The 20,577-nt window shown below is 72.1% G+C and carries 15 protein-coding genes and 2 pseudogenes; 10 read left to right on the top strand and 7 right to left on the bottom strand.

Features of this window, described 5'->3' with window-relative positions:
* The first annotated feature begins 134 nt into the window (after window positions 1–134).
* Window positions 135–1,115 (top strand): PfkB family carbohydrate kinase, encoded by a 981-nt coding sequence (locus tag ABZ795_RS19580; protein WP_357531372.1) that lies wholly within the window; start codon window positions 135–137, stop codon window positions 1,113–1,115.
* Window positions 1,112–1,936 carry a 5'/3'-nucleotidase SurE gene (locus ABZ795_RS19575; RefSeq protein ID WP_357531371.1) on the top strand — a complete coding sequence of 275 codons (825 nt, stop codon included), beginning with the start codon at window positions 1,112–1,114 and terminating at the stop codon, window positions 1,934–1,936. The genes ABZ795_RS19580 and ABZ795_RS19575 overlap by 4 nt, the downstream gene beginning before the upstream one ends.
* Before the next feature lie 5 nt (window positions 1,937–1,941).
* Here ABZ795_RS19575 and ABZ795_RS19570 read toward each other — a convergent pair whose 3' ends face one another.
* A complete protein-coding gene (locus tag ABZ795_RS19570; RefSeq protein ID WP_111218982.1) occupies window positions 1,942–2,307 on the bottom strand; it encodes an STAS domain-containing protein in 366 nt (121 codons plus the stop codon).
* A gap of 515 nt (window positions 2,308–2,822) precedes the next feature.
* On the opposite strand from ABZ795_RS19570, the gene ABZ795_RS19565 reads away from it, so the two are divergent.
* Window positions 2,823–3,227, top strand: coding sequence for a hypothetical protein (locus ABZ795_RS19565; protein ID WP_357531370.1), 405 nt, complete (start codon window positions 2,823–2,825; stop codon window positions 3,225–3,227).
* Between the two features lie 94 nt (window positions 3,228–3,321).
* Here ABZ795_RS19565 and ABZ795_RS19560 read toward each other — a convergent pair whose 3' ends face one another.
* A complete protein-coding gene (locus tag ABZ795_RS19560) occupies window positions 3,322–6,057 on the bottom strand; it encodes a cellulose binding domain-containing protein (protein ID WP_357531369.1) in 2,736 nt (911 codons plus the stop codon).
* 313 nt (window positions 6,058–6,370) lie between these two features.
* Between ABZ795_RS19560 and ABZ795_RS19555 the strand changes: the two are divergent.
* Together ABZ795_RS19555 and ABZ795_RS19550 are read left to right on the top strand one after the other, a co-directional pair.
* Window positions 6,371–6,832: pseudogene (locus tag ABZ795_RS19555) on the top strand (BON domain-containing protein); the annotation flags it as partial.
* A gap of 77 nt (window positions 6,833–6,909) precedes the next feature.
* A complete protein-coding gene (locus tag ABZ795_RS19550) occupies window positions 6,910–7,455 on the top strand; it encodes a DsbA family protein (RefSeq protein WP_357531442.1) in 546 nt (181 codons plus the stop codon).
* A gap of 41 nt (window positions 7,456–7,496) precedes the next feature.
* Here the strand turns inward: ABZ795_RS19550 and ABZ795_RS19545 are convergent, their stop codons facing one another.
* The gene (locus ABZ795_RS19545; protein WP_357531368.1) at window positions 7,497–10,283 is read right to left on the bottom strand and encodes a LuxR C-terminal-related transcriptional regulator; all 2,787 of its coding nucleotides are present in this window, start codon (window positions 10,281–10,283) and stop codon (window positions 7,497–7,499) included.
* Between the two features lie 225 nt (window positions 10,284–10,508).
* Here ABZ795_RS19545 and ABZ795_RS19540 point away from each other — a divergent pair, with 225 nt between their 5' ends.
* The 4 genes from ABZ795_RS19540 to serS all read left to right on the top strand — a co-directional run bounded on the left by ABZ795_RS19540 (window position 10,509) and on the right by serS (window position 14,753).
* Window positions 10,509–10,841: a hypothetical protein gene (locus ABZ795_RS19540; protein ID WP_357531441.1), complete on the top strand. Its 333-nt coding sequence runs from the start codon at window positions 10,509–10,511 to the stop codon at window positions 10,839–10,841.
* 54 nt (window positions 10,842–10,895) lie between these two features.
* The gene (locus ABZ795_RS19535; RefSeq protein WP_357531367.1) at window positions 10,896–12,086 is read left to right on the top strand and encodes a saccharopine dehydrogenase NADP-binding domain-containing protein; all 1,191 of its coding nucleotides are present in this window, start codon (window positions 10,896–10,898) and stop codon (window positions 12,084–12,086) included.
* Window positions 12,087–12,169: 83 nt separating this feature from the next.
* Window positions 12,170–13,294, top strand: coding sequence for a MerR family transcriptional regulator (locus ABZ795_RS19530; protein WP_357531366.1), 1,125 nt, complete (start codon window positions 12,170–12,172; stop codon window positions 13,292–13,294).
* A gap of 178 nt (window positions 13,295–13,472) precedes the next feature.
* The gene (serS, locus tag ABZ795_RS19525) at window positions 13,473–14,753 is read left to right on the top strand and encodes a serine--tRNA ligase (RefSeq protein WP_357531365.1); all 1,281 of its coding nucleotides are present in this window, start codon (window positions 13,473–13,475) and stop codon (window positions 14,751–14,753) included.
* A gap of 147 nt (window positions 14,754–14,900) precedes the next feature.
* Here serS and ABZ795_RS19520 read toward each other — a convergent pair.
* The 4 genes and pseudogenes from ABZ795_RS19520 to ABZ795_RS19505 all read right to left on the bottom strand — a co-directional run.
* Window positions 14,901–15,107, bottom strand: a pseudogene (locus tag ABZ795_RS19520) (cytochrome c biogenesis protein CcdA); the annotation flags it as partial.
* Between the two features lie 34 nt (window positions 15,108–15,141).
* Window positions 15,142–15,411: a hypothetical protein gene (locus tag ABZ795_RS19515; protein WP_327024616.1), complete on the bottom strand. Its 270-nt coding sequence runs from the start codon at window positions 15,409–15,411 to the stop codon at window positions 15,142–15,144.
* Between the two features lie 59 nt (window positions 15,412–15,470).
* Window positions 15,471–16,937, bottom strand: coding sequence for an NADH-ubiquinone oxidoreductase-F iron-sulfur binding region domain-containing protein (locus ABZ795_RS19510; RefSeq protein WP_357531364.1), 1,467 nt, complete (start codon window positions 16,935–16,937; stop codon window positions 15,471–15,473).
* A complete protein-coding gene (locus ABZ795_RS19505; RefSeq protein WP_357531363.1) occupies window positions 16,934–18,523 on the bottom strand; it encodes a ferric reductase-like transmembrane domain-containing protein in 1,590 nt (529 codons plus the stop codon). The genes ABZ795_RS19510 and ABZ795_RS19505 overlap by 4 nt, the downstream gene beginning before the upstream one ends.
* A gap of 337 nt (window positions 18,524–18,860) precedes the next feature.
* Here ABZ795_RS19505 and ABZ795_RS19500 point away from each other — a divergent pair, with 337 nt between their 5' ends.
* Window positions 18,861–20,309, top strand: a complete 1,449-nt coding sequence (locus ABZ795_RS19500; RefSeq protein ID WP_357531362.1) for an alpha-amylase family protein — start codon at window positions 18,861–18,863, stop codon at window positions 20,307–20,309.
* Window positions 20,310–20,577: the final 268 nt, after the last annotated feature.

Below are 20,577 nucleotides of genomic sequence, written 5' to 3'. Positions count from 1 at the left end.
CCCGCCCGTCGCCGCGCGGGAATCCGCCACCTTGGTTACCGTCGAGGGTGAAGTGGACATTTCGCCACGAGGGGGCAGTGCATGAGGCAATCCACCATCCGGTTCACCCGGCCCGACAACCGCGGGTGGCTCCGGTGACCGGGCACGTCATGGTCTTCGCGCCCACGCCGCTGCTGACCGTCACCGTCGACCAGCCCAACGACACCCCGGAGCTGCACCTGCACCCCGGCGGGCAGGGGGTCTGGCAGGCCCGGATGGTGCTGTCCCTCGGTGTCGAGGTGGTGCTCTGCACCACCCTGGGCGGCGAGATCGGGCAGGTGCTGGAGCCGTTGCTGGTCAGCGAAGGGGTGGAACTCAAGGTCGTGGCCCGCGACTCCGGCGGCAGCGGGGGGTACGTGCACGACCGCCGGGAGGGCAGCCGGCGGGAGATCATCGACGTGCCCGGTCAGCCGTTGAGCCGCCACGAGTTGGACGAGCTGTACAACCTGGCCCTCAGCGAGGGACTGCGAGCGGCGGTGTGCGTGTTGAGCGGCCCCAATCACCCCAGCCTGGTACCGCCGGACCTGTACCGCCGCTTCGCGGCCGATCTGTGCGCCAACGGCAGCCCGGTGGTGGTCGACCTCAGCGGCGAACACCTGACGGCCGTCCTGGACAGCGGGGTGTTCTTCCTCAAGGTCAGCCACGAGGAGTTGATCGCGGACGGGCGGGCCGCCGGTGAGGATCAGGATCAGCTCATCACCGCCCTGTACGACCTGCACACCGCCGGCGCGGACAACGTGCTGGTCAGCCGGGCCGACAAACCGGCCCTGACCCTGCTCGACGGCGAGGTGTTCGAGGTACGGATGCCCCGGTTGGAGGCGGCCGACCCGCGGGGCGCGGGGGACTCGATGACCGCCGGGGTGGCGGCCGTGGTGGCCCGGGGCGGCGACATCCGTACCGCGATCCGCACCGGGGCTGCGGCCGGCGCGCTGAATGTCACCCGGCACGGGCTGGGCACCGGACGACTGGATTCGATCACCGGTCTGGTCGACCGGGTCGAGTTGGTGCCGGCCGGCAACCGGCCGCAGTTCCGCACCACCCCGGACGAGTGGGCCCACCGGGCAGGCGGCCGATGACCCTGCGGGTACTGATCACCAATGACGACGGGATCTCCGCCCCCGGCCTCCACTCGCTGGCCCGAGCCGCGGTCGCCCGGGGCCTGGAGGTGGTGGTGGCCGCCCCCTTCGAGGAGGCCAGCGGCACCAGCGCCGCGATGCGGGCGGTGGAGGAGGAGGGCAGGGTGGTGGTCCACGACCATCCCCTGCCGGAATTGGCGACCACCCCGGCGTTCGCGGTGGGGGGTTCTCCCGGGTTCATCGCCCTGATCGCCGTGCACGGTGCCTTCGGGCCACCCCCGCAGGTGCTGCTGTCCGGAATCAATCGGGGCGCCAATGCCGGCCGGGCGGTGCTGCACTCCGGCACGGTGGGCGCGGCCTTCACCGCGGTGGCCAACGGTTGCCCGGCGATGGCGGTGTCCCTGGACGTGCTCTCGGCCGGTGAGGCTACCGCCGCCAGCGGGGGTGCGGCGGTGGCCGAAGCCGCCCGGGTACGCGATGTCGACCGACACTGGGACACGGCCGCCCGGGTAGCCCTGGACCTGCTGCCTCGGCTGCTCACCGGACAGGTGGCGAGCGTGCTCAACGTCAACGCACCGGATCTGCCCTTCGGGCGGCTGCGTGGGATACGCCGGGGCACCCTGGCCACCTTCGGTCAGGTGCAGATGACGGTCGCCGAATCCGGTCAGGGATTCGTGCGTACCTCGCTGGAGCAGCCCGGTCAGGCGGTGCAGCCCGGCACCGACCTGGCCCTGCTGGCCGAGGGTTACGCCTCGGTAACGGCCATCCGGGCCCTCACCGAGGCGACCGATATTGATCTGTCAGGTCTGGATCCCGACTGAGGGCCTCAGGCCCCCGGCAGGACCTCGGGTGTCGCGGCGGCCCCCGCGTAGTACGGCTCGGGGGCACCGAACAGACCGAGCAGGCCGGTCACCCAGAGTTGCCGGTGCACGAACCGGCTCGGCTCGGTGACGACCAACTTCACACCACTGACCTCGGCGGTCTGGAATCCGGCGACCATCGCGCTGATGCCCACCGAGTCGATGAAGGTGACCAGCCGCATGTTGAGCTCGATCCGGGCCGGCCGCCCCTTGGCCAGCACCTCGGCAATGGCCTCTTTCACCTCGTACGCGGTGTCGACGTCGATCTCCCCTCGGGGGGCGATCTCGATGACACCACCAGGCCGAACCGTCTGAAGGATCGACAGGCTCACGCGAGCACCTCCACTCGCCCGTACGACGGGCGCCTCATCAGTACGCGGGCCGCGACCGAGAGTATTCCTCCAACGGCCTCGGTCGCCACCCCTCGGGATGAGCAATTCGCGGACAGGGGCATCTCACGTCCCCTTCGTCCGGAATTTTCATGTCCTATCACTCGACGCGCTGGCCGCCAGTCCACGTCGCGCGCCAGCCCACGCCGCCGAACCAGGGTAGCGGGCCGACGCCAACGGTTTCGATATCCGGCGCGCCGAGGCGACCTCCCGAGGGCCTGCACCCCTGGTGGCAGGCCTGCGACCAGGGGCTGGATGTGCCTAGCATCACGATTGACCGTTTCCGCGTGCCTCGGCGGGGTGCGGGAGGTAGGGGAACCCGAGGATCATCTCGTCGTGGTTTGCGCCGATAGCGGACGGGGCACAGCCTCGGCAGGCGCACCCCGCCGCACGCCGGGCAAGCCGCCGAGGAGGTCTCCTGCGGGCACCTGCCTCGGCACCGTCGAGGAGGAAACCACATGTTCGGAACCAACCTGCTGGACCGCCGCAGCAAGCCGGAGCGGATCGCGGATGACGCCTGGCACCACCTCGTGTCGGCGATGAACACCGCGGGTGACACGCTCCGCGACACCACCCGCTCCGCCCGGCACACCTCCATGGGGCTGGCCGACGACGCCGGGGACCTGGTGGGTTCGGCCGCCGAGGAGGCCCGCCGCCGGGCCACCCGGGCCTTCGACGCCCTGGCCGGTCGCAGCCCCGCCCTGCCGTGGACCTTGCTGATCGGCGCGGCCCTGGTCGGTGCGGCCATCGGCTGGGCCGCCGGAACGGCCGCGCGGGCCGCCGGCAGCCAGGACCGGTCCGTGGACGACATCGAGTTCGTCGATGTCGAGCGCCCGGACTCCCCCACCACGACCGACCGCTGACCGAGGGCCGCACCTCCCGCCCGCGTCATGGTGACGGGCCCCGCCCGACCGGCCAGGTCGGACGGGGCCCGCTGCGCTGACCGGGTGTGGACGGTCAGCGAGTGGTGCAGGTGATGGTCGTCGGTGGATCGTTGGCCCCGGAGGTGCCGGCCAGGAAACCGGCCGTGGCGGTGGCGCCGGGGGCCAGCGCGCCGTTGTAACCGGCGTCGCGCAGGGACACGGTCGCCCCGGTCTGGGTGTGGGTGCCACCCCAGGCCTGGCTGATCCGCTGCCCACTCGGGAAGGTCCAGCTCAGGGTCCAGCCGCTGATCGGGGCCGGGCCGGCGTTGCGTACCACCAACTCGCCCTGGAAACCCCCCGGCCACTGCCCGACCAGGTGGTAGGTGGCCGAGCAGCCGCCCGTCGGCGGCGGGGTGGTCGGGGACGGGGACGGGCTGGTGGGCGTCGGGGACGGGGACGAACCGCTGGGCGACGGCGGCGGGGTGGTCGGGCCCGGGGAAGGGCTCGTCGGGGTCGGGGTGGGATCACCACCGACCCGGTCCGCGACCAGGATTCCCCGCCCGTTGGTGCCGAGGTAGACCCGCCCGTAGATCCGGGGATCGCCGGTGAGGGCGTCACCGGCGTTGCCGTACTGGTGCTGGTCGTCGTTGATGCGTACCCAGGTGGCGCCGGTGTCGTCGGAGCGGTGCACCCCGTGCTGGCCGTCGACCGTGCCGAACAGGTAGAGGGCCGGGTAGGTCCGCCCGGGGGCCGCCCGACCGAAGCCGATGTTGCCCGCGCTGTCGACGCTGGCCGATCTGGTGAAGGTAGCTCCGGAATCGGTGGACCGCCACAGCCCACCCTGCCCAGCCAGCCACAGTTCGCCCTCCTTACCGGGCAGGGCCTTGAACCGTACGTTTCCGGTGGTGGGCAGCCCGGTCGCGGCGGACGCGGTGAAGCTGACCCCACCGTTGGTGCTCACATAGAACCGGCCGGCACTGAATCCGTAGAACCTGCTCGGGTTCACCCGGTCGGATTCCACGATGGCGTTGGCCGGGATGCCGGTGGAGGCGGTCCATGAGTTTCCGAAGCCGACCGAGTGGACGACCCGCTGCCCCTCGTCCCCGGGGGCCCAGACGAATCGGCTGCCGTCGGCGGCAGCGGCGACCGTGCCACCCCGGTTGACCCCGGCGGGTTCGCTGCCCTGGAACCAGTTCGCTCCGCCGTCGGTGGAGAAGGCGACATGACTGTCGCCCGGCCGGTCGGCGTCGGTGAAGTCGCCGGCGCGGACCATCACCGAGGGGTTGGCCTCGGCGTAGTCGAGGCTGGTGGTGCTGGTGAAGACCGGCTGGGTGAACATCATCGCCGGTACGGAGTCGAGATCGGTGTGCCGGAAACCGCCGATGTCGCCGAGCGCGCTGACCAGGGGTGCGCCCGAGGGCGGGCTGATCAGGTCGAGCACGGCGGTCTCCTCCAGGCCCTTGACCATCGGCCGGATGGTGATGGTGCCGCCGGTGTCCCACCGGGTCAGGTCGGTGCTGCCGTAGATGGTCGCGCCGGTGCCGTACATGAACCGGTCCGAGTCGTGCGGGTCGATGTCGACGGACTCGTTCATCCAGCCCAGCTTCGGTGTCTCCTCCGGGGGCTGGGGGTTGGCCCCGAAGGTCAGCCACGGCACGGAACTGATGTCCATGGTGTACTTCTTGACCCGCTGGGGGTAGCTGCCCCAGTCCCAGATCCGGCTCCAGGTGGCACCCCCGTCGGTGCTGCGCCAGAAGATCGCGTCCGGCCACCAGGAGATCTGGGTGGCCACCATCAGGGTGTTCGGATTCTGCCGGTCGATGGTCAGTCCGCTGTAGCCGAAGTAGGCGTCGGCGCTGCTCGAGGGCACCGGACTGATCTGGGTCCAGGTGTCGGTGGACCGGGTGAACTTCCAGACGTCACCCTTGCCGCCGTCGTACGGCCCGCCGGTGTCGCTGGTGGCGATGTAGAGGTGGCCGCCGACATGATCGACCACTCCCTTGTGGGCCAGGTATCCGGTGGGCTGCCCCGGGATCCGCTCCCAGGTGCTGCCACCGTTCGTGCTGCGATAGACCGGGTTCTGCTTGTCGGCCACCCCGACGTAGATGGTCTGGGTGAGGTTGCCGGCCGTACCGGTGGACTTGTCGAAGCTGACCCAGGTCAGGCCCTGGTTCTGGGACTGGTAGCCGCTGCTGTCGTTCGGGTCGGCTACGTAGTTGCCGACATTGGGGAAGCCGGTCACCTTGGCGAAGGTGGCGCCGTGGTCGGTGCTGCGCCACAGGCCGTTGCCGCCCTCGGCGGCGTAGTAGACGACACTGTTGCGGTTGGGGTCCACGGCCAGCCGCTCCCCCATGCCCCGGCCGGGCATGTTGCCGCCATTCTTGAACGGCAGCTCGAACGCCTGCCAGGTGTCGCCCTTGTCCGTGGAGCGCAGGATCGCGCCGTTGTTCGGGTCCCAGTCGTTGGTGTACATGCCCACCGCGGCGTACACCCGGTTGGTCTGTACCGGGTCGGTGGCCAGGCTGACCACCCCGTTCCAGCCCCAGCGGTCCTCGCCCACCCAGTCCAGCAACGGGATCCAGGATTGGGAGGACTGATCCCACCGGTACGCCCCGCCGATGTCCGTCCGGGCGTAGATCAGGTTCCGCTCGGTGGGGTTGAAGATGATGCCGGGTACGAAGCCGCCGCCATCGATCCGGACGTTGCGCCAGTCGTACGCCTCCGTGGCGGCCTTTTCGGCCGGAGCCGAGGAGGCGGCAAGCGGCAACGCCACCACCGCCGTGACGGCGACCAGGGCGGCCACCACCGCACTGACGAAACTTCTCCGCATCTGGGTTCCTCTCGGGGGGCAGACACCCCACACACCCCGTGTCGGGGTCAGGCTGGACGCACAGGGAAAACCCGTCGGAGCTGCCCTGGCTCCGGCACCGGCGCGACGGCTCCCGCACCCGAGGAATGCCTCAGCCTAACCCGTCATCGAGATCAATGGAAGCGCTCCCACGCAGATCTCCTCCCACCCGGGCGAGCCCCCCTCACCCACCCCACCACCAGGCTGACCCACGAACACGGCCCATCCCACCCACCTTGATCGACCCAGGAGGCGGGAGGGGTGCGGCCGGGTCGGTGAGGGGAGGAGTCGGGTGATGGGGAGTGTTTCGGAGGTTCAGCGCAGGGATCAGGAGATTCGAGCTGCGGTGCTCGACGAGCTGGGCTGGGAGCCTCGGGTGCAGCCGCAGGAGATCGGGGTGAGCGTGGTCGAGGGGGTGGTGACCCTGACCGGTCGGGTGGACAGCTACGCCGAGAAGTGGGCGGCGGAACGGGCGGCCCACCGGGTGGCCCAGGTGCGGGCGGTCGCCAACGACGTGGCCGTACGGCTGGTCACCGGGGCGGAGCCCGCCGATCCGGAGATCGCCAGGGCGGTCCAGCACGCCCTGCAGTGGCACGCCTTCGTACCGGTCGAGCAGCTGGATCTGACGGTCTCGCAGGGCTGGGTCACCCTGCACGGCGAGGTCGAATGGGAGTACCAGCGGCGGGCCGCGCTGGAGTCGGTCGAACGGCTCGACGGCGTACGGGGGGTCAGCAATGGCATCAGGGTGCGGCAGGCGGCGCTGCCCTGACCACCCCGGCCGGGTGACCCGCCCTCACCCGGCCGGGTAGCAGCCTGGCAGTCATGACCGATCAGCTGACCACCCCATTGCAGGTCACTGCGCGGCTCCGCACCCCCGTCACGGAACGCGATCACGTCCGAGGGCCGATGGACGCGCCGGTGACCATCGTCGAGTACGGCGACTACCAGTGCCCCTACTGCGGCCAGGCGCACGCCAACCTGCGCGAGCTGCTCCGGCAACGGTCCGACACCGTCCGCCTGGTCTACCGGCACTTCCCCATCGCGAACATGCACCCGTACGCCGAGATGGCCGCCGAGGCGGCCGAGGGCGCCGGGCGACGGGGGCGGTTCTGGGAGCTGCACGACTGGCTCTACGAGCACCAGGAGGAGTTGGACCCGGTGCACCTGATGCTCGGTGTGGAGCAGCTAGGGCTGCCCGTGGCCGAGGTGGAGGCGGAGACCGGACGGCAGGTCGGCGGCGACCGGATCCGGCGCGACTTCGTCGGCGGCATCCGCAGCGGGGTGGAGGCCACCCCCACCCTGTTCGTCAACGGCACCCGGCATGACGGGGACTTCGACCTGGCCACCCTGCTGGCCACGGTCGACGCCGCCGGCGACTGACCGGCCGTCCCGCCGCCCGCCCGCGAACCCGCACCGGATCTCTAGATGAGGTGTAGTTCGCGGGCGCGGCGGACCGCGTCGCGGCGGCGGGTGGCGTCGAGTTTGCGGTAGATGTTGCGTACGTGGGTCTTGACGGTGTTCACCGACACCGACAGTTCGGCAGCTATCTCCACATTGGACAGGATGCTCTGCAGGTAGCGCAGGATGGTCAGCTCCCGCTCGGTCAGGGGCTCGTCCAGAGCCGCCGCCACGGAGGTACCCGAGGTGGTCGATTCCGCCGAGGTGTCCACCGCCCGGACCAGGTCGCTGACCATCGGCCAGTGCGCCGTACCGGCGTCCAGGTGAGCGGCCAGCAGGTCCCGCAGGCCCGGCTCGGCCCGCAGGAAGGACCGACGATGACCGTCGGGGGCGGCCAGGTCGAGGGCCCGTTCCAGAATGCGCCCCGCCCGGCGGTGGTCGCCCTCGGTGGCCGCCAGCACCGCGTCCAGCAGCGCGGCGTCCAGGCGTACCGGCAGGGGCCAGTCGGCTGCCGTTTCGGCCGCCCAGTCCGGCAGCAGCCGGGCGGCGGCGTGCGGGTCACCGGCCCGCAGCTCCACCCGGGCCGCCGCCACCGCCAGCACGGCCGTGGACTCGTCCCGCCCGGGGGTGCTGACCTGCGCCATCGCACCGGCCGCCAGCTCACGGGCGGTGGCCAGGTCACCCCGGGCGGCGTGCAGCTCCAAGTCGGCGGCGAGCAGCCCGGCCGCCAACGGGCCGGTTCGCGGCGACCAGCACTCCCGGGCCGCCACGAGCAGGCGGTGCGCCTGCCCCAGGTCCCCCTCGTCCCGGCTCAGCAGGGACTGGCACCAGGCCGCCACCGCCCCGACCGGGGGGTCGCCGGTGGCCGCCGCGGCCAGGGTGAGGTTCGCCGCCGCCTCCGCCGGCTGGTCCCGGCACAGCGCCACCAACCCCAGGGCCAGGTACGCGTAGCCGCAGTCCAGCGGCGCCGACCAGCCCTGACAGGGGGGCAGGGCGAGGGCGGCACGGGCCATCTCCTCGGCCGCCCGCAGGTTGCCGCGCAGCGCCGCCAGCAGTGCCCCACGGCTGGCACAGACCAGCTCCGGGCGGAGTCGGCCGGCCACCCGGGCCGCCGACAACGCCCCCTCGAACCCCTGCGCCGCCTCGGTCAACTCCCCGGCCTCCAGGGCCAGCCGAGCCAACTCCGCGCCGGCCACCGCCGCCACGTCGGCACTGTCTGCGGTACGCGGCACACCGGCGGCGGGTTCCGGCGCGTCCAGGGCCCCCGGGGAGGCAGTGACGGCGGCACCCGCGTCCTGCGCGCCCGGAACACCCCCCTTGAAGGAACTGGTGGCGAGCAACCGGGTGGCGGCTGTGCGTACGGCCGCGGGGTTGTCGGTCAGCCGGGCCAGGGCGAGGTCTGCGGCGGCGGCCAGCCGGCGGTACCGGGTCCGGCGGGGCTCGGGGAGTCGGCGGGCGGGCTCGGCGGCCAGCCGCAGTCGGGTCTCGGCCGCCTCCCGGTCGCCGTGCAGGGCCCGCTCGACGGCGCAGGCCAGGGCGAGTTCCGGATCCCGGGTCACCGCCTCCGGCGGGGGTGCCGGGGGCGGCGGTCCGGATCGGTCCCCCCGGCCCGCCGGGACTAGTTCCGGCCATCGGGTGACGAACACGTCGACCGCGGTGATCCAGTCCTGCGCGGCCAGGGCGTGCCGCAGGGCCTCGGCCGGCCGACCGTTGTCGGCGTACCAGCCCTGGGCGTTTAGGTGCAGGTCACGCAGTTCCTCGGCGGACAGTCGAGCCAACTCGCGGTGCAGCAGGTCGGCCAGGAGGGGATGGCAGCGGTACCACGCCGGGCTGCCCCCGTCGTGGTGCAGCAACCCGGCGTCCTCGGCCAGAGCACTCAGCCGCTCCTCGACGGCCGGGTTCCCGGTCAGCGCGCCGGCCAGCCCGACGCAGACGGTGTCCGCCACCGCGGCCCGGCGCAGCAGCTCCCGGTCCTGCGGGGCCAGCCCGGCGAGCACCTCCTCGCGCAGGTAGCCGGCGATCTCCGGCTGGTCGGCCCCGAGCTGGTCGATCCATCGTTCCGGATCCGACTGCTGGCGCAGGGCCAGGGCGGCGATGCGCAGGGCCGCCGGCCAGCCCTCGGTCCGCTGCCGCAGCCGCCGTACCGCCGCCACCGGCACCGCCGCCCCGTGCGCGGTCAGCAGGTCGGCGATCTCGTCGCCGGTGAAGGCCAACTCCTCCCGGCCGATCTCGGTCAACTCACCGGCCAGCCGCAGTCGCTGCACCGCCAGGGGTGGGCCGTGACGCCCGGCCATCACCAGGCGCAGCCGCTGGTCCGTGTGCCGCAGCAGGAACTCCAGCCCGGTCACCGCCGCCGGATCGGTGACCCGGTGCAGGTCGTCCAGGATCAGCACCACCGGCTGTTCCCGGGCGGCCAGGGCGGCGGCCAGCACCTCCAACTCGTCCGGTCCGGGCGGCCGATCAGGGATCGGGGTCGCCGTCGGGTCCGCCTCGATGCTCGAGCGCAGGGCCGCCGCCAGGTAGGCCCAGAGCCGGTCCGCGTCGTCCCCGGCCTCGACGGAGACCCAGGCCGGTCCTGCCCCACCCGCCTGGGTGACCGCCTGCCGCCACGAGGCCAGCACCGTCGTCTTTCCCCAGCCTGCCGGGGCGCGCAGCAGGGTGACCGGTCGGGCCACGGCCTCGTCCAGCAGCCGGGCCAGCCGGGGGCGCAGCACCACCGGTTCGGGCAGGGCGGCCGGGGACAGCCGGGAGGCCAGCACGGGTGGAGCGCCCGGTACGGCGGTCCGGAGGTTTCTGCGGTCCTGCGCCATCCGGTCCCCCACCCCCACGGCCGTGTGTCCCCTCCCCCTGGGGTCCTGCGGCCGGCGGTTACCCGGCCCCGGGCGGTTCACCCCTTCGGGGGGAGCCGGGTTCACCCCGACCCCGGTCAGGGTGGAGATCGGCCGACGGAAGGGGTACCGGTGGGACGGGTGGGAACGGGCTTCGCGGTGCTCGGCGTCCTCGGTACGGCCACCCTGCGGGCCCTGCGCACCGCCCTGGGCCGTCGGCTGCGCGGCCGGACCGGTGCGCCCCCCGGAGGGACCCGGTCCTGGCAGGTGATCGCCATCGCCCGGCCGCCCGAGGAGGTGCTGCCGGCCGGGATCTGGCCGGAGCCGCTGCGTCGGCTGGACGGGGCCGTCCAGGTGGAGCTGCGCGGCCCGCCCGACGGGCGACGCACCGAACTGGCCGCCCGGCCGGTGGCCGACCCCACCGGGCTGGGTGCGCATCTGGTCGCAGACGACCCCCGGCTGGCGGTCCGGCACGCGTTGTGGCAGGCCAAGCAGCTGGCCGAGACCGGGGAGGTGCCGCCGACCGGCCGCGCGGGCTGAGTGCGGACACGGCGGTAGCGAGCGGTTGACCGGGCGGCCTGGCATCATCGCGGGATGACGGCGGAGCGGGCGTACGACATCGTGTTGTTCGGGGCTACCGGCTTCACCGGCGGGCTGGCCGCCGAATACCTCGCCCGACACGCCCCACCCGGGCTGCGGTGGGCGATCGTCGGACGCAACCCGGACAAGCTGGCCGCCGTCCGTGACCGGCTGGCCGCGATCGACCCAGCCCTGGCCACCCTGCCCCTGCTCACCGCCGAGGTCACCGACCCGGGGTCGCTGCGGGCGGTGGCGGAGGCCGCCCGGGTGGTGGCCAGCACGGTAGGGCCGTACATCCGGCACGGGGAGCCGCTGGTGGCCGCCTGCGCCGCCGCCGGCACGGACTACCTGGACATCACCGGGGAACCGGAGTTCGTCGACCTGATGTACGTGCGCCACCACGCCGAGGCGGTACGCACCGGCGCCCGCCTGGTGCACGCCTGCGGGTTCGATTCCATCCCCCATGACCTGGGGGTCTGGTTCACCATCAAGCACCTGCCCGCCGAGGTGCCGATCACCGTGGACGGCTACGTACGCGCCGGTGGCCGGGTCTCCGCCGGCACCTACCACTCCGCGTTGACCGCCTTCTCGCGTACCGCCGAGACCGCCCGGGCGGCCCGCGAACGCCGCGCGGTGGAGCCCCGCCCGACCGGCCGCCAGGTGCGGGCCGTGCCCGGCAAGGTGGCCCGCTCCCGCGACCTGCCGGTCTGGGCGGTACCCCTGCCCACCATCGACCCCCAGGTGGTCCGCCGATCCGCCGCGGCCCGCCCGGAGTACGGCCCGGACTTCCGTTACCGACACTTCGCGGCGGTACGGCGACTGCCGACCGTGCTGGCCGCCGGTGCCGGTCTGGGGGCCCTGACCGCCCTGGTGAAACTGCCGCCGACCCGGCGATGGCTGCTCGGCCGACTCGCCTCCGGGCAGGGACCCAGCCCGGAGCAGCGGGCCAGGTCGTGGTTCCGGGTCCGGTTCGTCGGTCGCGGCGGCGACCGACGGGTGGTCACCGAGGTGGCCGGCGGAGATCCCGGGTACGACGAGACCGCGAAGATGCTCGCCGAGTCGGCCCTCTGCCTGGCCCTGGACGACCTGCCGCCCACCGCCGGGCAGGTCACCCCGGTAACCGCGATGGGCGACGCCCTGCTGCACCGCCTGACCGCCGCCGGCCTGACCTTCGAGGTCCTGGACGAAGGAAGGGCACCTTCTTAACGCCTGGTGTAGAGCAGGGGCCCCCTGTTAACACCCGACAGCGGCTTGACCCTCAAGCAGGTCGAGGGGGCACGATCTGAGGGGTGGACAGTGACCTGCGCAGCATCGGCGAGTTGGCTCGGGCCAGCGGACTGACGGTGAGCGCCCTGCGGTTCTACGACGCCGCCGGGGTGCTGGTGCCCGCCCGGGTCGACCCGGTGACCGGCTACCGCCGCTACACCCACGACCAGGTGGCGCCCGCCCGGCTGGTGGCCGGGCTACGCCGGGCCGGCATGCCGGTGGCCGAGATCGCCGAGGCGGTACGCGCCGAACCGGCCGTGGTGCACCGGCTCCTGGACACCCACCTGCGGCGGCTGGAGCAGGGGTTGGCCGACGCTCGTTGCGAGGTGTCCCGGATCCGGTCCCTGCTGCCGGCCGAGCGGCCCGCCACCCTGACCCGGCTGACCCTGACCGGTGCCGCGCTGGTCGCCGCCATGGACGCCGTACGGTTCGCCGTCGGCACCGACCCGGCGGTGCCGGGGTTGACCGGGGTGCTGTTCGAGGTGACCGGCACCGGCCTGGAACTGGTGGCCACCGACCGGCACCGGTTGGCGGTGGCGACGGCCGAGGCGGTGGTGCAGGGCCCGCCGGTGCGGACCCTGCTGCCCCTGGCGGCGGTGGAGGCCCTGCGCCGCCTGCTGGACACCCCCTCTCCCAATGGCCCGGAGCAGGGTGAGGTCGAGTTGGTCCTGTCCGCCTCGTCGCTGGTAGCCCGGGTGGCCGAGCAGGAACTGCGCGCCACCGCCCTGCCGGAGGAGTTTCCGGACTACCACGTGCTGCTGCCGCGCTCCGATGCCGCCCGGCGGGTTCCGGTCGACGCGGATTGGCTGGTCGCCGCGTTGCGGGCGGGCGGACCGACCCTCCTGCGGGAGTACGCCGGCCGGTCCTGGCCGGTGACCGTGCTCGGCCTGGGTACCCCGGACCGCCTCCGTCTGCTCGGCCCGGAGGACCTGACCGACGGCGGCGACCTGACCGACGGCGGCGACCGGGTCGGCGCGGACGGCACCGAACTGCGGGTCGGCGTCAACGGCGACTACCTGCTCGATGCGCTGGACGCGGCGGGCGGCCGGCACCTGACCCTGGAGCTCGACAGCCCGCTCACCCCGCTGACCATCCGCCGCCCGGACGACCAGGGCGCCTTCTCCATCCTGATGCCGATCCGCCTGTGAACGCTGACGCCTGATCCGCCTCGCGCTCTGATCCGCCGGTGAGCGCTGGACCGGTGGTGTGGGCGGGTGTGCCGGGCCGGTCGGGCCCGGATGGAGGAGGGTCGGGTGCGGGAGGCAGCACGGTCGGTGTCCGGCGGTAGCATCAGCGGGTCCGCCTGACCTGAAGGTACGGAGCAGCATGCTCGACATGGAGTTGATCCGTAAGGATCGCGACGCGGTGGCGACCGCGCTGGCCAAGCGGCTCGATGCCGCCGAGGTCGACCAGGCGCTGGACGAGATCCAGCACCTAGACCGGGAACGCCGCCGGCTGATCACCGAGATCGACGGGGAGCGGCAGCGTCGCAAGGCCGAGGCCCGGGCGTACGCGCAGGCCAAGCGGGCCGGTGTCGAGCCGCAGATGACCGACGAGGCCGGGCGCAAGCAGGTCGCCGAGTTGGAGGCCGAGCTCGACGAGGTGCAGTCCCGGCTGCGTACCGTGATGAGCGAGCTGCCCAACCTGCCCGCCGACGACGTGATCTCCGGTGGCAAGGAAGCCAACCGGGTGGTCAAGACCTTCGGTTCCCCGCCGGTCATCGAGAAGCTGCGAGACCATGTCGAGTTGAGCCGGATGCTGGGTCTGGTCGACCACGAGCGTGGGGTCAAGCTGGGCGGGTCGGGCTTCTGGATGTACACCGGGCTGGGCGCCCGGCTGGAGTGGGCGCTGATCAACTGGTTGATCGAGCGCAACATCGAGGCCGGGTACGAGTTCCTGCTCCCCCCGCACCTGCTGCTGGACACGGCCGGTTTCGCCGCCGGCCAGTTCCCCAAGTTCTACGACGACGTCTACCACCTGGACAAGCAGTCCGCCCCGCGTGGACAGTTCCTGCTGCCCACCGCGGAGACCGCGATCCTCGGGGCGTACCAGGACGAGATCCTGGACACCGCGAAGCTGCCGCTGCGGGTGTTCGCGTACACCCCCTGCTACCGGCGGGAGGCCGCCGGGTCCCATTCGGACGAGCGGGGTACGGTCCGCGGCCACCAGTTCAACAAGGTGGAGATCTTCCAGTTCACCCTGCCCGAGCAGGCCGAGGCCGCCCTGGAGCAGATGGTCACCCACGCGGAGAGCCTGGTCGAGGGGCTGGGGCTGCACTACCAGCGCAGTCTGCTGGCCGCCGGGGACTCCAGCGCTTCGATGCGCAAGACCCTAGACATCGAGGTGTGGATGCCGAGCACCGGCAAGTACAAGGAGGTCTCCTCGGTCTCCTGGGGCGGTGACTACCAGGCCCGCCGGGCGGCCATCCGCTACCGGGAGCCGGGCGGCAAGCAGACCCGCTTCGTCCACACCCTCAACGGTTCCGCCCTGGCCACCAGCCGGCTGTACCCGGCCATCCTGGAACAGTTCCAGCAGCCCGACGGCTCAGTCCTGGTCCCCGAGGTCCTCCGCGACCGCCTGGGCACCGACCGCCTGACCCCCCGCTAACCCCTCTCCCTCTCCCTCTTCCCCTCCCCGCGCCCTCGACCTCGACCTCTGCGGCGATCTTGCACTTTTGGTCGCTGAAACGTCCGCATCTGCCCCCTTTGTCGGGACAGAAAGTGCAAGATCGCGGGGGTCAGGGGGGCGGCGGAGGGGGGCCAGGGCCAGGCCGAAGGCACCGAACACCAGGACGTACCCGAGGGTCAGCGCGGCGGCGGTGAGCGCCCGCCGTACCGCGCCACCGCTGTCGGGAGCCCCGGCCACCAGCAGCGACAGGTACGCCGGCAGCATCGCGAAGCCGCACGGGTTGACCGCCCCGAGCATCCCCGCGGTCAACGCCAGCAGCAGGGTGGCCTCCATCAGCCGGGTCCCCCAAGCCGGTACGACCTCGGCATCAGGCGGCCAGGGCGGTGACCCGGCGGGTGAGGTCCTCCCCGTCCAGCCAACCCTTGTGGATCACCCGACCCTCCCGATCGATGATCACGAAGATGCTCTGTTCGGTGACCCCGAAGCGCCGCCAGAGCGCACCCTCCCGGTCATCGAGCTGCGGCACCGGCGCCAACTCGAACTCGCTGACGAAGTCGGTCATCGCCCGGTGTTCGCCCAGCCCGGCCACTCCGACGATCGGCACGGTGTCCCGGAACCCCGGGGCGATCTCGGCCACCGTCCAGGCCTGGCTGGCCGAGCGTCGCCGCCGGCCAGCCAGAGGCTGCCGGGCGGCTCTCAGGCCTTGGTCAGTCGCAGGGCCAGCTCCGGGCAGACCTTGACCGCCTTGGAGGCGCCCTCCCGCAGCCAGGTGGGCACGGGGGTGGGTGGGAAGGCCGGGTACCCGTTCTGGTCCAGCCGGATGAAGTCCGGTACCACGTGGGCGCAGAGGCCGTGACCGTCGCAGCGGGACCAGTCCAGGACCAGCTTCTGCGGGTCCGGGTCGGGGGCACCGGGCAGGCCCATCACGCCCTTGACCCGTCGCCCGCAGCCTTCTCCGGTGGTGTGCTTCTTCAGGTCCTCGGCGAAGACCTCCATCGCGGACAGGGCGAACCGGGAGGTGCCGTCCGGGTGGCTGCACGCGCCGCGTCCCTTGACGTCTCCGGCGGCGGCGCGGACGACCTCCACCGGGGCGCTGCCGGAGACCGCCAGGTCCACGGCGCGGGCCAGGTCCGGCAGCCCGCGCTTGCAGGGGCCGCACTGCCCGGCGGACTCCCCGGCCAGGTACCGCACCACCTGGGCGGCCTCGCCCAGCGGGCAGGTGTCGTTGGCCAGCGGGACGATGATGCCGGCGCCGAGGGTGCCGCCGACCGCGGCCAGCCCCTTGCGGGAGACCTCGGCCTTGTTCGCCGCCTCCCAGGTGATCCACTTGCCGTGGTAGCCGCCCATCAGGATGCCAGGCCCCTCGGGCACCTCGCAGAGTTCGAGGATCTCCCGCAGGGGGGTGCCGGCGGCGCATTCCACCACCGCGTGGCGTTTGGCCGCGCCGGTGATGCTCAGCAGCACCGTGCCGGGTTCGTCGTCCGTGCCCAGGGCTGCGTACTCGTACGGGCCCAGCCGGGCGGCGATGGCCAGTTGGGAGTACGTCTCGGCGTTGGACAGCAGGGTGGGCAGGTTGTTGACGCCGGAGTCACTGGACCGCTTCTTCGTACCGGGCGGGATGTGCGGCAGGCCGTTGATCCCGTTGACCAGGGCACCGCCCTCGCCGCTGATGAAGCGGTGCGGCACGGTGACCACACTGGTCGGCACCGGCATCCGGCGCTCCTCCAGCGCCTCCATCAGGGAGTCCCGGCCGATCAGGTCGTCGGCCACGCAGAGCACGATCTCCTCGGCGTCCAGGGCGAAGGCGGCCAGGGCGGCACCGTCGAGGATCAGGTGCGGCGCCCGGGTGAGGATGACCTTGTCCTTCCAGCTGGCCGGCTCACCCTCGGTGGCGTTGACCACCACCACCGGGGGCAGGTCCTGGCGCTCGCAGGACTCCAGCACCGCCCGCAGCTTCCGGGCGAACGGGAACCCGGCCCCGCCCTTGCCCTTGAGCTGGATGCCCTCGGCCAGCCGCAGCAGGGCCGACGGCTCCATCGGGCTGATCGGGCCGTGCACCATGTCGTGCGCCCGCAGGTCCAGGCGACCGAACTCGGCGAACCCGGCGGTGAGCCGTGGCTCGCCGATACAGGCGACCGGTGGCACGGTGGTGCGCATCGTCATCTGGCCTCCCCTCGCAGGCCGGCCCAGTAGGCCCCGTCTACCGAGTCCGGGTCGGCCCGGCGGCGACGCCGGCTGTCTCCGGCGGCCCGCTTAGCCCGCCGGGCGGCCAGGTCTACCAGGGTCGGGGTGTCGTCCTCGGCGACCTCCTCCGGGGCGTACCGCGCCGGGGGCCGCCAGTAGTCGGTCTCCGCCTCGGGCCCCTCGTCGTCGGCGCTGTGCCGCCCACCCCCGCTGCGCGGCGCCGCCGAGATCGGCGAACCGGAGATCGGCGAGCCCGAGATGGGGGAACCGGAGATCGGCGCGGTGGACTCCCAGCGGCGTGGGCTGTCCCAGGGCTCCTCCGGCTCCTCGACGATCCGGTCGGGGGGTGCCGAATAGCGGGTACCGGCCTCCGCCTCGGAGCGCGAGCGCCGCGACCGGCCGTACCCCTCCTCGTCGCGGTAGCGCCGACCGCCCGGCTCCCGGTCGACCTCCGGCTCCAGGTCCTCGTCGCGGCGGCGGGTGGAGCGGCGGGCCACCGGTTCGTAGTCCTCCTCGCGCCGGGCGGAGCGTCGGCGGCTGGACTCCTCGTCCCGTCGGGACCGACGCGGCGCCGGTTCCAGGTCCTCGTCACGCCGGACTCGGCGCGGGGCCGGCTCCAGTTCCTCCTCCTCGCGCCAGGAGGTACGCCGGGCGGCCGGCTCGAACTCCTCCTCGCGGCGCTCCCGGCCGGGGCGGACCGGTTCGCGCAGGGTGCCCGGCTGCGGGACCACCGGCACGGTGAACCGCTCCGGGTTGTTGCGCCGGATGGTGGGGCTGGCCCAGGTACCGGAGGTGCTTTCCGCCCAACTCGTGTCGCGGCGGGTCCGCTCCCCCTCACCGGCCCGCTTGGCCAGGTTGCCGAGCAGGGTCTTCGGCCGGGTCTCGTCGCTGCCCTTGCCGGTCATCGCCTCGTTCAGGGCGGCGGCCTGGTGTCGCTCCCGGCTGCGCCGCTGAAGGGTCACCGAGAGGCGGACCAGCAGGGCCATCACGACCAGCACCACGCAGAGTCCGTAGCTCAGGCTGACCCAGGTGGCCGGCGGGCGGCCGGCCCCGAGGCCGTGGAAGATGCCGAACGGCCAGGACAGGTACGCCAGGGAGTGCAGGGCCCGCCACACCCACTTGGGACCAATGTCGGCGAACCGGGCCCGGATGATCCCGGTCCACAGCACGCTCACCATGAGCAGCGCGGCGATGGTGCCGAGCCCGACGTAGAGGCCCCGCCCACCGACGAAGGGCACGGCCGCGTCCGTCATCCCGGCCCGACCAGTGGTGATCTTGGTGATGACGTGGAAGCCCAGGCCGGCCACCCCGAGGATGCCGGTGGCCCGGTGCGCGGACTGCAACAGGACCCGGTGCCGGATGAGCAGCACCAGCCGGTCGGTGGAGAGCAGACCCATCATCACCGTGAGGCTCAGCGCTACCAGGGCGATCACCCCGGCGAAGAACTCCGTGAAGAAGAACCCCATCGCGTACGCCTTCTGGCCGGCGCCGGTGAGCATGACCAGCGCCCACAGCGCGGCGAGCCCGGACGCGGACAGCGCCAGGATCTGGCCGCGGGAGGCCACCTGGACCCCTCTACTGCTGCTGCTGGTACGGACGGCAGGCGGCGTCTCGTTCTGCATAGCCCGGGCCATGTGCTCCTCGATCGTCTCGCGGCGGCGTACCACCGGCCGACCCTGTTCCCCACTCCAGTACGCAGTCGGATGCCGGACGGATCAGCCCGCGCCGAAAAAATCTCCACGACTTGTCGAACCACCCCCACGCCTGGCGCGTGTAGACCCCACTCAGACACTGACGTAGGTCCATACGTTGACAGCCCGTGAAATCAACTTGTAATCTTGCTGAAATTTTTCAGCATCGATGAAAGCATCAGGCAACCGCCCTCTCCCCCAGGAGCTTCCGATGCACCGACGTCGACTCCGTACGGCGATCGTGGCCCTCGGCGCGATCGCCACCCTGCTCACCCCCACCCTCGTGACGGCACCGGCGGCCGTCGCCGCCCCGAGCGGCGGCAAGAAGGTCATCGCCAACCTGTTCGAGTGGAACTGGCCTTCGGTGGCCAGCGAATGCACCAGCACCCTGGGACCTAAGGGCTACGGCTACGTCCAGGTCTCGCCCCCGCAGGAGCACGTCCGCGGCAACCAGTGGTGGGTGGCGTACCAGCCGGTCAGCTACCGGATCGAGTCCCGCAAGGGCACCCGCGACCAGTTCCGCTCCATGGTCGCCACCTGCCAGGCGGCCGGCGTCAAGGTGATCGTCGACGCCGTCGTCAACCACATGTCCGGGCAGTCGGGCGGCGGCACCGGCTGGGCCGGATCGTCGTACCAGCACCACGTCTACCCCGGGATCTACCAGGCGCAGGACTTCCACTACTGCGGCCGCAACGGCAACAACGACATCGTCAACTACAACGACCGGTACGAGGTGCAGAACTGCGAACTGGTCAACCTGGCCGACCTGAAGACCGGCTCGGACTACGTCCGCTCGCGACTGGCCGCGTACCTCAACGACCTGCTGTCCCTCGGGGTGGACGGGTTCCGGCTGGACGCCAGCAAGCACATGCCCGCCGCCGACATAGCCAACATCCTCAGTCGACTGAACCGCCGCCCGTACATCGTGCAGGAGGTCATCTACGGTGCCGGCGAGCCCATCCGGCCCGAGGAGTACACCGGCAACGGCGACGTGCACGAGTTCCGCTACGGCAAGGACCTGGCCCGGGTCTTCCGCTCCGAGCGGTTGGCCTACCTGCGGAACTTCGGTGAGGGCTGGGGCCACCTGCCCAGCGGGGTCTCCTCGGTCTTCATCGACAACCACGACACCCAGCGCGACGACGGCGGGGTGCTCACCTACCGCGACCGGGGCATCTACGCCCTGGCCAACGCCTTCATGCTGGCCTGGCCGTACGGTTCGCCGACGGTGATGTCCAGCTACACCTACAGCAGCCGCGACGCGGGCCCACCCTCGGACAGCAACAACAAGACCCGCAACACGGTCTGCTACTCCGGCTGGGAGTGCGAGCACCGCTGGCCGGTCATCGCGAATATGGTCGGCTTCCGCAACGCCACCGAGGGCACCGGGGTCAGCAACTGGTACGACAACGGCTACCAGCACATCGCCTTCAGCCGTACCGGCAAGGGCTTCATCACCATCAACGACGAGGACTTCGCCATCAACGGCCGCTCCTACTACACCGGCCTGCCCGCCGGCCGCTACTGCGACGTCATCCACGGCACCTTCTCGGGCGGCACCTGCTCCGGCCCGGTCATCACGGTCGACGCCAACGGCTGGTTCACCGCCAACGTCCCCGCCCACGACGCCGTGGCCATCCACCTCTCCGCCCGCCTCTCCTGACCTCACCCCCCTCCTCCCCCTCCTCGCTTCGCTTCCGTGATCAAGGAGTTGCGTCGGGAACCAGCTCGATCCCGACGCAACTCCTTGATCAACTCTGCTCGGAGAGGCGCGGCAGGTGGGTTTGGGGGTGGGGGGGTGGATGGGAAGCTGGCGTGGCTGCCACCCGGCGGTTTCGAGACGGTCGAGCTGCGGAACCAGATCATCGTCGAGCGGCTGGTACCACGACGGGGAACTGGGTCGGAAAACCACCAACGGCTGCATCCGGCTA

Source organism: Micromonospora sp. NPDC047134 (assembly GCF_040643455.1).
GTDB lineage: Bacteria > Actinomycetota > Actinomycetes > Mycobacteriales > Micromonosporaceae > Micromonospora.
Note: the sequence above shows the minus strand (reverse complement) of the source record. Positions and strands in the feature narration are given on the sequence as shown.

Coding starts and splice junctions, on each gene's coding strand:
- ABZ795_RS19575 (WP_357531371.1), top strand. CDS start 1,112: ATGACCCTGCGGGTACTGATCACCAATGACGACGGGATCTCCGCCCCC.
- ABZ795_RS19565 (WP_357531370.1), top strand. CDS start 2,823: ATGTTCGGAACCAACCTGCTGGACCGCCGCAGCAAGCCGGAGCGGATC.
- ABZ795_RS19560 (WP_357531369.1), bottom strand. CDS start 6,057: ATGCGGAGAAGTTTCGTCAGTGCGGTGGTGGCCGCCCTGGTCGCCGTC.
- ABZ795_RS19545 (WP_357531368.1), bottom strand. CDS start 10,283: ATGGCGCAGGACCGCAGAAACCTCCGGACCGCCGTACCGGGCGCTCCA.
- ABZ795_RS19535 (WP_357531367.1), top strand. CDS start 10,896: ATGACGGCGGAGCGGGCGTACGACATCGTGTTGTTCGGGGCTACCGGC.
- serS (WP_357531365.1), top strand. CDS start 13,473: ATGCTCGACATGGAGTTGATCCGTAAGGATCGCGACGCGGTGGCGACC.
- ABZ795_RS19510 (WP_357531364.1), bottom strand. CDS start 16,937: ATGACGATGCGCACCACCGTGCCACCGGTCGCCTGTATCGGCGAGCCA.
- ABZ795_RS19500 (WP_357531362.1), top strand. CDS start 18,861: ATGCACCGACGTCGACTCCGTACGGCGATCGTGGCCCTCGGCGCGATC.